Source organism: Dysgonomonas sp. BGC7 (assembly GCF_001261735.1).
Classification (GTDB): Bacteria; Bacteroidota; Bacteroidia; order Bacteroidales; family Dysgonomonadaceae; genus Dysgonomonas.
In genome coordinates this window covers 86,159-99,227 of record NZ_CVRP01000020.1, presented here as the reverse complement: position 1 = coordinate 99,227, position 13,069 = coordinate 86,159, and the positions used below count along the sequence as shown (strand labels likewise).

Annotated in this window: 10 protein-coding genes; 6 read left to right on the top strand and 4 right to left on the bottom strand. The window is 37.2% G+C overall.

Annotation, left to right across the window (positions count from 1 at the left end; genetic code table 11):
* Positions 1-25: 25 nt before the first annotated feature.
* A complete protein-coding gene (gene corA / locus BGC7_RS16210; protein ID WP_050702646.1) occupies positions 26-1,105 on the bottom strand; it encodes a magnesium/cobalt transporter CorA in 1,080 nt (359 codons plus the stop codon).
* Between the two features lie 123 nt (positions 1,106-1,228).
* On the opposite strand from corA, the gene BGC7_RS16205 reads away from it, so the two are divergent.
* Positions 1,229-2,854, top strand: coding sequence for a sulfatase-like hydrolase/transferase (locus BGC7_RS16205; RefSeq protein WP_050702645.1), 1,626 nt, complete (start codon positions 1,229-1,231; stop codon positions 2,852-2,854).
* Between the two features lie 58 nt (positions 2,855-2,912).
* On the opposite strand, the gene BGC7_RS16200 is transcribed toward BGC7_RS16205, so the two are convergent.
* Both BGC7_RS16200 and BGC7_RS16195 read right to left on the bottom strand, forming a co-directional pair.
* On the bottom strand, positions 2,913-4,115 hold the full coding sequence (locus tag BGC7_RS16200; protein ID WP_050702644.1) for an FprA family A-type flavoprotein: 1,203 nt from the start codon (positions 4,113-4,115) through the stop codon (positions 2,913-2,915).
* Positions 4,116-4,131: 16 nt separating this feature from the next.
* Positions 4,132-5,175 carry a prolipoprotein diacylglyceryl transferase gene (locus tag BGC7_RS16195; RefSeq protein ID WP_050702680.1) on the bottom strand — a complete coding sequence of 348 codons (1,044 nt, stop codon included), beginning with the start codon at positions 5,173-5,175 and terminating at the stop codon, positions 4,132-4,134.
* Positions 5,176-5,543: 368 nt separating this feature from the next.
* Here BGC7_RS16195 and BGC7_RS16190 point away from each other — a divergent pair, with 368 nt between their 5' ends.
* From BGC7_RS16190 to BGC7_RS16180, 3 genes are all read left to right on the top strand, one after another.
* Complete coding sequence (locus BGC7_RS16190; RefSeq protein ID WP_050702643.1) at positions 5,544-7,514, top strand: glycogen debranching enzyme N-terminal domain-containing protein; 1,971 nt, start codon at positions 5,544-5,546, stop codon at positions 7,512-7,514.
* Positions 7,515-7,615: 101 nt separating this feature from the next.
* On the top strand, positions 7,616-8,875 hold the full coding sequence (locus BGC7_RS16185; protein WP_050702642.1) for a glycosyltransferase family 4 protein: 1,260 nt from the start codon (positions 7,616-7,618) through the stop codon (positions 8,873-8,875).
* Between the two features lie 17 nt (positions 8,876-8,892).
* The gene (locus BGC7_RS16180) at positions 8,893-10,308 is read left to right on the top strand and encodes a glycoside hydrolase family 57 protein (RefSeq protein ID WP_050702641.1); all 1,416 of its coding nucleotides are present in this window, start codon (positions 8,893-8,895) and stop codon (positions 10,306-10,308) included.
* Between the two features lie 29 nt (positions 10,309-10,337).
* Here the strand turns inward: BGC7_RS16180 and BGC7_RS16175 are convergent, their stop codons facing one another.
* Positions 10,338-11,087 (bottom strand): RDD family protein, encoded by a 750-nt coding sequence (locus tag BGC7_RS16175; protein ID WP_050702640.1) that lies wholly within the window; start codon positions 11,085-11,087, stop codon positions 10,338-10,340.
* A 123-nt stretch (positions 11,088-11,210) separates the two neighbouring features.
* Between BGC7_RS16175 and BGC7_RS16170 the strand changes: the two genes are divergently transcribed.
* Both BGC7_RS16170 and BGC7_RS16165 read left to right on the top strand, forming a co-directional pair.
* Positions 11,211-12,182 carry a stage II sporulation protein M gene (locus BGC7_RS16170; RefSeq protein ID WP_050702639.1) on the top strand — a complete coding sequence of 324 codons (972 nt, stop codon included), beginning with the start codon at positions 11,211-11,213 and terminating at the stop codon, positions 12,180-12,182.
* The gene (locus BGC7_RS16165) at positions 12,160-13,053 is read left to right on the top strand and encodes a hypothetical protein (RefSeq protein ID WP_050702638.1); all 894 of its coding nucleotides are present in this window, start codon (positions 12,160-12,162) and stop codon (positions 13,051-13,053) included. The genes BGC7_RS16170 and BGC7_RS16165 overlap by 23 nt, the downstream gene beginning before the upstream one ends.
* Positions 13,054-13,069 lie beyond the last annotated feature (16 nt).

Here is a 13,069-nt window from a genome sequence, read left to right as displayed (position 1 = left end):
TTATATATTTTCGTCTCTTATCTTATTAAAACCACCTTTGCTTCCTCATCCACAAATAAGTACACAATGCTATCAGTCCAAGAATAACCCATGATACAAAATACCCATACTCCCATTCTATTTCGGGCATAAACTTGAAATTCATACCCCACACTCCTACCATAAAAGTAAGAGGAATGAATATGGTGGACACAATAGTAAGCCTTTTTATTATCTCATTCATCCGCAGATTATTATTGTTATAGTATAAATCCAACAGTGAGGATAAAGACTCATGAAATGAAGACAAGTTACCGAGAGTTGTACGCATACGGTCGTCAAAATCATTGAAGTACACAACATTGCCTTCTTTTATCAGATTATTCGTATTATGCAAAAGATTCACATACTCTTCACGTAAAGATATAACAGAACGCTTAATATGCATATAATCGACTCTGCATGAATGAAGAAACTGAAGCATATCGACAGTTCCATTACCCTCTATCAATTGATCTTCTATTTCGGACAGTCTTTCTTCTAAGCCCATAACCATACCGACATTAGAATAATTGACTGCATTCAGCAAAATGTATAGTAGAAAATCAGCACCTTGCCTTCTTATAGGAGCATTATTTTCTTCTATCTCTGTTTTTATTTCATCAAAAACAGGATAGGTTGCCTCCTGAAAACTTACAACAAAATTATCTCCTAAAATAAAAGCAACCTGCATATCATCAAGTCCGGTTTTGCTCTCGTCCGAATAAAAAGACGATAAAAGGATAAAGGTTACTTTTTCGTATGCAACAACCTTAACGACCTGCTGATCCGACAACATATCTTTTACGTCGAATGTGTGCAGCCCCAATTCTTGACAGATGTGGCTCACCAAAGCGACATCCGATATCCCCGTAATCTTAAACCAATTGATCCTCGTATTATCTATACTATCGCGTAACGAAAGAGATTTCAGTGAAATATTCTTTATATCCAGCCTCATGGAGTCATACTGAATCAACTCCACCGACATGGGAATATCCTTATCTCCCAAATAAGAAGCTTTTACAGATAGATAATTGTGTGGAGGAATTTTTCGTCTCAATTTCCTTTGTGTCTTTTTATTCATTATGCTCAAAATTAGCATTCAGATTCTAAATATCAAAAATAAGAATAAAATACTATATTTGTACCCTCAACTATGTTATTTATAATCCCGGATCTATCTAAAGAATAAGAACCAAACTTGTATATGAAAGAAGTATTAGAAATACTAAAGAAAAAGAAACTACAATTTTTTTTCCTGTTTTACATCCTGCTGTTGGTTCCGATATTAAGTCCTATAGCTGAGAATTTAAGTTTCATTGATAAAATTGCCGTTTTCATCGTTTGCGGACTTTTATTTGCTTCCATATGGATCTTATCCCTCTTTATTAGTTCCAAATCTGAAAAAATTATTTATTCCGTTTTACTTACTTTATCTATTATTCCGGGCTCTATATATCTAGCATACCTACTCTTTGCACATGTATTGCTCGAGCAAAACAGTGTGACCAGCCTATTTGAGACCAATCCCGAAGAAAGCAGGGAATTTGTGGCTCATTACTTAAGCGTATGGGTAATAGCCGGAGTACTTATATATGCCGCTATTCCTATTGTTATGATTTGTTCTATGAAATCATTTAAACGCCTTAAGATAAAAAATCATAGAGCATTATTTATATTAAGTATTGCAATTATACTTTCCATTGTAAGCTTCAACAGGCTATCACGATCGGTATATTTCATCAATATATATAAAACGTTCATATCTTATAAAATACGCACTACCCACGAAAAAAGTGCTATAAGAGAACGTCAGCAGATAGATTACACAGTCAACAGCCAGCAGGATTCTGTTCCCAGAACTATCGTAGTAGTGATAGGAGAATCGCTGAACAAACACCACATGGGACTATATGGCTATCAGAGACAAACAACTCCTCTCTTGTCGACGTACAAAGACAGCATAACAGTCTATAAAGATGTAGTATCACCTCAGGTGCATACGATTCCGGTAATGAGATCTCTTTTATCTATGTTGGAACGGGAACATTCCGATTATTTTACGGAGAAGCCATCCCTGTACGAGCTTTTCAACAGAGCCGGATACGAAACTTATCTCATTAGCAATCAAGAGTTCAGCGAAGAATGCAAATCGAGTTATGATATTTTATTGACTTTGGCCAAAAAGAAATATAATGTAGCTGTCTACAAACAGCATGACGATATAGTTCTACCGGTATTAGATAAGATATTAGCTGAAAACAATAAAGAAAACAGGCTGATACTCATACATCTTATCGGCAACCATATGGCATACGAATTCAGATACCCGAAAGAGTATATAAAATTTAGTCATAAAAAAGACAATCTGGTATCCAGTAAACCTTTTAGAGATGAGAAAGCAAAGAAGACAATCGACAAATACGACAATTCGGTATTATATAACGACTATGTAATAAACAATATTATTTTGTCTTTAAAGAAGCTTAAAGGACAAGATGCTGCAATGATATACTTCTCAGATCATGCAGAGGAACTATATGACTATCGCGAATTTGCCGGGCATGCCTATGAAAAAGCATCTCCTACTATGTGCGAAATACCATTTATGGTCTGGCTCTCGCCATCGTATCTAAATAAGCGCTCCGATCTTATTTTTGATGAAGAACGTCCCTACTCTACTCAGGACTTCATATATTCGCTTTCCGATCTGGCAGGAATAAATTACATAGATTACAACGATTCAAGAAGCCTGTTCTCTAAACAATTCACACCAAAAGAGCGATTTGTAGGAGATAAAAAATACTTAGATATATTAGAAAAATTCGAATAAAAAAATTGCAGTCTTAATCAGACTGCAATTTTCTATATTAAGATTTTATCAGTTAATATTATCTATCCTGTTTGAGTCTTTCGGCCATTGCACGACCAAGAGAGATACATGCATCATATGCATTGAGCCCCATGGCCTGTTTCATTTCTACAGGATCCCCCACAACTTCGAATTTTGTATCTACAGCAAACTGAGCCAATCGCTTAACAGCTGCTCCTGCCCAAGTGAACGAACCGAAATAACTGAAGTAACGATGCTTCATATCCCGTCCCTCAACTTTCGACAACAAATATTCTACCTCAGGAAAAAGCTTATTATTATAGGTAGGCGAACCTATCATCAAGCCTTTATATTTGAATATATCACGTATTATATAAGAATGAGACCTCTTAGATACATTATGTAATATGACTTCTTTTATTCCTTGCTGAGCAAGTTCATAAGCTACGGTCTCAGCCATTTGCTCTGTATTTCCATACATACTGCCATAAGCAATAACTACACCCTCATCCCCTTCGTAGCGGCTAAGCTTATCATAGATACCGATAACTTTCTTTATCTGATCGGGCATAGTCCATACCGGACCATGGGTAGAACAAATATAATTTATCTCCAATGCTCCTAGTTTCTCAAGGGCTTTTTGTACCGGAGACCCAAATTTACCCACGACGTTAGAATAATAACGTATCATCTCATCATAGTAACGCTCAGGATGTAACTGGGCATCAGTTATACCTCCATCAAGTGTTCCAAATGTACCGAAAGCATCTCCCGAAAATATGATTTTGTGAGTAGTGTCGTAAGTCATCATTGTCTCAGGCCAGTGCACCATTGGAGTAAGGTAAAAAACAAGTTTATGCTTACCCAGCGAAAGTTCTTCACCGTCATCTATAATTTTCACTCCGTCTTTGATACCGTAAAAACCCTGCACCATGTCGGCAGTACGTTTATTGCCTATAATTTCCACATTAGGAAAGCGGCTTCTCAATAGACCTAATGAACCGGAATGATCAGGTTCCATATGGTTGATTATGAGATAATCCAATGGTCTACCCTCCAAAGCTATTTCCAGTTTGTGGAAAAAGACATCGGAATAACAAACATCTACTGTATCGAACAGAGCTGTTTTATCATCTTTGATAAGATAAGAATTGTAAGATACGCCTTTGGGTAAAGGCCACAGATTTTCAAAAAGATGCTTTGTACGGTCGTTTACTCCGATATAATATACATCTTCTTTTATTGGAATTGGTCTTAACATATTATTTTTAATTGTTTCACTTATTCTTTACTTTTTCCATATCCGGCGTCGGATCCTTTTTTCTCAAAGCATTCCATACCAAATATATTCCCCAGATAACGAAAGGTAAACTCAACAACTGCCCCATATTCATACCTATAGTAGCAATCATATTCAACTCGAAGGGTTCTTGTATATTTTTTATATATTCGATACAGAACCTTGATAAGAATATACCAATCAGAGATACTCCCAGTATAAGCCCTGTTTTATTTTTTGCACTTGTTTTATAGAACAGGAACAAGCCTAGAATAAAGATAAATAAATAGATAGCAGCTTCATATATTTGTGTCGGGTGGCAAGGTAATTCTCCTGCTCCTCCCTGCGAAATAGCTTCGTGCCAATGGCGATCTCTTATAAAATTAAATCCCCAAGGTAAGTCGGTAGGGCCTCCATATATTTCCGAATTCATAAGATTACCTAAACGGATCGATGTTGCCCCTATTGCAACCCCGACAATCAGCCTGTCTAATGATTTTATCGAAGTTTCGTGAGTAGTATAAACCATCGAGATACAAACACCTATACATAGCCCCATAAAAGCTAATTCTCCGAATGTAAGGGAAGATATCCCACCCATAATAAGACCGCCAATATAGTATGCAATACCACCTAATGCAAATCCGGCAACGGCTGATATAATAAGGTGTTTCCAGTTTATTTTCTTATTTGTTATCTTCAACGAATACAAACAAATACCAATAACCATACCAATAGCCCCTCCGTGGCTGGCAAGGCCTCCTTCCCAGACCTTCAATATTTCGATAGGGTTTGAGAGATAATAGTCTTGTGCATAGAAAAGGCAATGCCCCAATCTGGCACCGATAATAAGTCCAACCAATACATACAGAAATAAAGTATCGAACCATTTTTCGGGAAGTTTTTCGTACTTATACATTTTCTGTACCACCAAAGAGGTACAAAGAACCCCGGCTGCCCATAGTATTCCGTACCAACGGATTCCTCTACCAAACAGGGAAAAGGCTTCAGGATCTACATCCCAGGTTATAAATGAAAGCATATATTTCTTTTTTCTGTTTAAATTATTACATGTAGTCAGACTTCGGACTACAAATATATAAAAATAACTTAGCAAGTAGATACTGCATTCTTTATTAAGATATATTAAAACCATGTATACAAAAGATATTAAAATATCTTTAAAAAGAAACACCTCCTATATATTTGACGTTAATAATAAAAAGATACGGCAATCTCAATACGAAAAAGTATCACTTTGCTAAAACAACCTTGCTTTATGTTAATAAACATCCTAAGGCTGAATGTTTCTTTTAACATTTTTACTATCTTTAAAAACGAAATAGAAGCAGGATAACAGCAATAGTGATTATCCTGCTTTGTATAAACAGTATAACTATCAGGAATGATATGGAGTATAATAAAACAAACACTTACTTAAAGTTTGATAAGAGCCGTATGGTAAACCTCGAATATTCGCTAAAGCGTGAAATATTGAGAACAAACCGCAGAGGAGCTTATCACTGCACTACTCTTGTAGAATGCAACACTCGCAAACAGCATGGGTTACTGGTCATGCCTGTGCCAAAATTAGACAATTCTAATCACGTACTCTTATCATCCTTTGATGAAACAGTTATCCAACATGGAGCCGAATTTAATCTGGGAATTCACAAATATGATGACAACAACTACAGCCCGATGGGGCATAAGTATATAAGGGAATTCAACTGCGAATCTTTGCCTCAGACCATATACAGAGTGGGAGGTGTAGTTTTGTCCAAAGAGAAGATGTTTTCACTAAAAGGCAACTCTATCTTTATACGATACACCCTATTAGATGCACATTCTCCGACAACTATGCGTTTTAAACCTTTTCTTGCATTCAGAGAAGTAAATCAGCTCACCGAAGAAAACTCTGTAGCAGATCATGGATATAAAGAAGTTGAAAATGGTATCAGTATGTGTATGTATAGTGGATATCCGGAACTATTTATGCAATTTAGCAAAAAAGTTGATTTCGTTTTCACTCCCAACTGGTACAAAGGGCTAGAATATGAAGAAGATCAAAGAGCAGGTTTACCATACAAAGAAGATCAATATGTTCCCGGCTATTTTGAACTACCTATAAGCAAAGGCGAATCTATTATATTTTCAGCCAGCGATGTAGAGAGAACCGAACCGGATAAATTACTCGAGTTGTTTGAAGAGGGAATAGCAGAAAGGACTCCACGTTCTTCATTCTACAACTGCCTCAAAAATTCGGGACATCAGTTTTATTTTCGCCCTACAGCAGATGAACTATATATACTGAACGGATACCCATACGGAAAGGTTACTTCCCGCGAACAATTTATGTCCCTCCCAGGTCTTACCTTAGGTATCGACCGATCCGATGCTTTCGAACAGGTTGTAGATACAGCAAGTCCTACCATCGAGAATTTTATGAAAGGACTCCCCTTGTCAGGCTTTCTGAAAGATATTGATAATGCAGATGTTCTCTTATGGCTTACAAAGGCATTAAAGAAATATGCAGACTACGATAGTACACGTTTCTATACTAAATATACAAATCTCGTAAGCAGAATAGTAGCCTTCATTATCGAAGGCAAACATCCTAAGCTTATTCCATTAACCAATGGGCTATTAAGTGTAAACAGTCATTATGGATATCCCAGCTGGATGCACAATGACGAATGTCCTAACGAAGTAAAAGCTCCCAGAACAGGATGTCTGGTAGAAATAAATGCCTTTTGGTACAACACCTTAATGTTTAACAGAGACATCGCAAGACATACGGGAGACTCTCTCTTGGAGGAACAGATGGAATCTTTAGCCGAAAAAGTAAAAGTATCGTTTCTCGATGTCTTTCTTAATGATGGAGGGTACTTGTATGATTATGCCGTGGGCAATTTTGTAGACTGGAGCGTAAGACCCAATATGCTGTTGGCTATAGCAAGCGACTACCCCCTGTTAGACAAACGTCAGAGCAAATCCGTTATAGATATCATTACGAAAGAGTTGCTTACACCAAAAGGAATACGCACACTGAGCCCCAAAAGTATAGGTTTCAGACCACGTAACGAGGGAAGCATTAACGATAGAGTATACAGCTCATACAACGGCTCTGCATGGCCATGGCTATTGTCCCCATATCTGGAGGCTTATATGAAAATATTCCAACGGAGTGGATATTCTTTTCTCGACAGATTGCTTATAGGTATAGAAGAAGAGATGTCTAACGATTGTATAGGATCTCTGTCGGCAGTATATGATGGCAGTATCCCGTATTCCGGACATGGACCTATATCATATGCTATAAATGTAGCAGGCACTATTTGTGCTTTAAATTTACAAAAGTCGATTGCTGACGAGTATTAGTCGCACTGAGCAATCACTTGTATTTATGTATTTATATAGAGATAAACAGATGAGAATAACAGATATTTCTCTTTTTATTAATGCTTAAAAAACAATAATATATGAAGGCATTAATGTTTGGATGGGAGTTTCCTCCACATATTCTGGGAGGACTAGGCACAGCCAGCTATGGTCTGACAAGAGGTATGGCCACACAACCCGATATGGACATAACTTTTGTTATACCAAAACCGTGGGGTGACGAAGATCAAAGCTTCCTTAAAATAATAGGAGCATGCAATACGCCTGTGGTATGGAAAGACGTAAACTGGGACTATGTGAGTGAAAGGCTCTCTAAATATATGGATCCTCAGGAGTATTACAACATGAGAGATCATATCTATGCAGATTTCAGACATCTATATACAAATGATTTAGGATGTATCGAATTTTCAGGAAAATACCCCGACAACCTGCTCGAAGAGATAAATAACTATTCGATTGTGGCAGGAGTGATAGCTCGTACACACGATTATGACATCATCCACTCTCACGACTGGCTGACATATCCGGCAGGCATACATGCAAAAAACATACTGGGTAAGCCATTGGTAATACATGTTCATGCAACCGACTTTGACCGTAGTCGGGGAAATGTAAACCCGCAAGTATATCAGATGGAAAAGAACGGAATGGACTATGCAGATCATATTATATGTGTCAGTAACCTTACCCGACAAACTGTAATAGAAAAATACCATCAGGATCCGGCAAAAGTAACAACAGTACACAATGCTGTAGAACCTCTAAGCCCTGAAATAGTAGCTATAAATCCCGAAAAAGGGACAAAAGACAAAGTAGTTACATTCCTTGGCAGAATAACAATGCAAAAAGGCCCTGAATATTTCGTTGAAGCTGCTGCCAGAGTCCTCGAAAGAGCAAATCACATACGCTTTGTGATGGCCGGGAGTGGTGACATGATGGAAAAAATGATCAATCTGGCTGCCAGCAAAGGCATTTCTGACCGATTCCACTTTACAGGCTTTCTCAAAGGTAAGCAAGTTTATGAAATGCTTAAACGAAGCGATGTATATGTTATGCCATCAGTTTCCGAACCATTTGGAATATCTCCATTGGAGGCAATGCAATGTAATATACCAACAATTATATCGAAGCAATCGGGCTGTGCCGAAATACTAAGCAAAGCTATCAAAACCGATTACTGGGACGTGGAAGCAATGGCCGATGCTATTTATTCCATTTGTACTTACGATGCCATGTCTGAGTTTCTCAGCAAAGAGGGAAAAGCAGAAGTGGACAATATAAAATGGGAGTACGCAGGACAAAAGGTAAGAGATATATACAATAGTTTGAGTAAATAATACAACCGATTATAATTATGAAAAATATTTGCTTTTATTTCCAGATACACCAGCCTCATAGGCTGAAACGATACAGATTCTTCAATATAGGAAGCGACCATTACTATTATGATGATTTTGCAAACGAAGATTTTATTCAACGTGTTGCAGAGGTATCATTCATTCCAGCCAACAGACTGATGCTGGAGATGATAAAAGAACACAAAGGAAAGTTTAAAATTGCTTTTTCTATTTCAGGTGCAGCACTTGACCAAATGGAAATATATGCACCGGAAGTAATAGACGGCTTTAGAGAATTGGCCGATACGGGATGTGTAGAATTTCTGTCTGAAACTCAGGGACATTCGCTAGCTTCTCTTATAGATCCCGAAGAGTTTAAGAATCAGGTAAAAACACACGATGATAAAATAGAGTCTCTATTCGGTCTAAAACCAAAAGTATTCAGAAATACCGAATTAATATTTTCTGACGACATAGCAAACATGGTGCATGAAATGGGATTTATCGGAATATTGGCACCCGGAGCTAAAAGAACGTTGGGGTGGAAAAGCCCAAACTACATATATCAGTCTGCTGCACAACCAAAACTAAAAATGCTGATGCGGAACCCAAAATTCAGTGACGACATAGCAACCCGCTTTTCTAACTACGACTGGAGTGATTATCCTTTAACAGCAGACAAATTCATCAGTTGGATAGCAGCTACTCCAAAAGAAGAGCAGGTCATAAATCTATTTATGAACTATGAAGCCTTAGGTAATTTCCAGAAAAAAAGCTCGGGAATTTTCGACTTCATAAAAGCACTGCCCCGTTTTGCAGCAGAAAAGAATATTGGCTTTGCAACTCCGACCGAGATATTGGAAACATTGAAACCAATAGACATGATTTCGTCTATGCATCCCATATCATGGGTCGGGGAAGAAAGAGATGTGTCAGCATGGCTGGGCAACACATTACAGCAAGAAGCATTCAATAAATTATATGAAATAGCCGACAGGGTAAGACTGAGCCAATCGAGACGCCTTATTCAAGACTGGGTTTATCTTCAGTCCAGCGACCACTTCTACTACATGGGAACTAAAAACGAGTTGCCATTTAGCCCATATGCATCGCCATACGAAGCATTCATTACTTATATGAATGTTTTAAGCGACTTTAAAGAAAGAGTTTACTCAGAGTTTCCAAGTTCAATCGACACAGAAGAGCTTAATTCTCTGTTGACAACAATACACAATCAGGCCGACGAGATAGAACGATTAGAGAATACAATACAAGGGCTGGAAGATAAAAAGGCTAAACCGGCATCTGCACCTAAAAAAGCTAGCCAAGCAGAAAAAAAGGCAGAAGGTAAACAGACTGTAACCAAGCCTAAAATAGAACATACTAAAGCTAAAGCGACAAGCTCACGAGGAACAAAAGGCAAAACAAGATAGAAAAGAAAAAAGAGGCTTCCGCCTCTTTTTTAATATTCTTGTACTGCCAAATAATTATAATCGCTAACTATCTTTCGTAAAAACACCTTATCGGGTCCATCATAACTATATCCGGTTATAATTTTTATCTTATCGGATAATCGTTGAATAAAATATTCATTTTCACTCATACGACGATCTTCCATTATAGAAACCACTGTTTGAATATCACGATCCGACAATCTGTCCAACACATCGGCATAAGTAACTTTATAATCATCGTGAAAGTCGAGATCAGCTACTGATAATTGTCTGTTTCGGGCATTCAGTTTTAGATCCACAACCGTGGTTCCGGCTAATAAATCCCCCAGTCGTTGATTTTTCTTTGTTACAGCAACCATTATCACACCGAGAAAACCATAAGTAAGAGAAAAGTCTACTAAACGAAACAACCACCTCATTAGATATGATCCGGTCGACGGCGCTGTACCATCTATATTAACTACTCTTATTTTCATCACCATTTTTCCTAGGCTCTGACCATTATTGAACGTCTCGAAAAGAAAATCATAAAAAAGGACGGGACCGAAAAATAGTATCCATACACAGATAGCCAATACTTGTCCACCTTCGACAGCACCATATCCTATAGGCGCAATGTAAGAGAACAACCATATCCAGCCAAAAAACCACAGAATAATAATTATATAGTCGATAAGATAAGCCAATATTCGCTGCCCTAGCCCTGCGGTTTCGTAGTCAATAGTTACATTTTGAGTAGTTTGAACTTCAATTATCATAGTTTTAAATAAGAATGACTGACAAATTTAATTTTTTTGAATGATTATAAGACTATTTTTTCATTCTTTTTACCTAAAGAGCTATATTTGTGGAAATAATAAAAATACAAACTATATCAATTAATGAGAGAAGCCGCATTTATTAAGGAAAACAGGGAGAAGTGGCAACAAATAGATAACCAAACCCAAGCTACCCATATTCCGGCTGAAACATTAGCGGACAATTTCATTGAACTTACCGACGACCTGTCTTATGCCCGCACCTTCTATCCCAAATCTCAGACTGTAAGATATTTGAATCAGCTGACAGGACGCTATTTCATCAATATATATAAATACAGGAAGAAAGAGAAAGGGCGTTTTTTCCGTTTTTGGAGAGAAGAATTACCCCTTATTATGTATCGTTATCGGAAATACATGCTCTATTCTTTCTTGTTCATGTTTGCAGGAGTATTGTTAGGTATTTTTTCTCAACAGCAGGAATCTGCTTTTGCCAACCAGATTTTAGGCTCGGGCTATGTAAACCAAACAATGGAAAATATAGAGAAAGGAGACCCTATGGCTGTGTACAAAATGGAGACAAAAGAATTTATGTTTTTCGGCATAGCAACAAATAATATAAAAGTAGCTTTTCTGGCTTTCATACTAGGCATAACCTGCTCTATAGGGACAGTATATGTATTGTTTTCGAATGGTATAATGCTCGGCGTTTTTCAGTATTTCTTTTACACTAAAGGGCTGTTATTTACTTCGGCAATATCCATATGGCTACACGGAACTCTCGAAATATCTGCCATTGTAATAGCAGGAGGGGCAGGCATGATGCTGGGCAACAGCCTTTTATTCCCCGGCACGTATAAGAGAACATACTCTTTGTTCAAAACAGGGAAAGATGCTCTAAAAGTCGTTGTGGGGTTGATCCCGGTATTTATCGTTGCCGCATTTATAGAAAGTTATCTTACCCGACTGACAGAAATGCCGATATATTTCAATTTGGCTATAATAGGCTTATCAGCATTATTTATTATATGGTATTTTTTTTATTACCCTTATTTAGTACACAAAAAAACAAATGGAAACACAACAGAAAATTAAACTAATAGCAGACAGAGACTTTGGGGGCAACTTCGATCTATCCATTAAGTTCATAAAGCAAAACTATACATCCGTATTAAAAGGGCTTGTCTATCTTATACCATTATTAATGATTGCGGCATTTTTTGTACCGAACTTGTTCGATATATACTATGATTTAGGAAGAGGCATCAATAATAGTAATAATGGAAGCTTCAGCCAAGATAACCCTTTCGAGGGTATAAGCATATTGGGTATAATTGGTGCGTATATATTATTACTTATTGTCATGTTTCTGATAATCGTTTATACAATATCGTATATGGCATTGTATCAGAAATCCGAAAATGGCACTGTTACTGTATCAGAAGTCTGGTCAAAAACATTTAAAGTAGCATTACCTCTATTGCTTGGATCTCTTTTGTTTGGGATAGCATTCTGTATTGGTTATATATTCTGCATCATACCAGGGCTGATTGTAGCTGTATATCTGGGATTCTACATATATGTATACATTAATGAGGACTTAAGTATCATTGATAGTTTTCAGCGAAGCTTTGCCTTAGTACAAAATAACTTTTGGGTGACGCTAGGTTTCGGTATGGCATTCTCCATGTTGATAGGCATGGTCAGTGTTATATTTATCTTACCTATGTATGCCGGAATGATAGCCAGTATGTTGCAAGTGGAATTTTTCGCTAACGATATAGTCTTTTATATATGTATAACTATCGTGTTTTGTATATACATACTACTCTATCCTGCATTATACATGGCTATGGGTACGCTATATTACAGTCACAGAGCAAAACTTGACGGCCCTGATATAGAATCGGAAATAGAAAATATTGGAAATTATAATTATGAGCAAGAAAGCTCCTATGAAAAATAAATATTGACAAATAAAC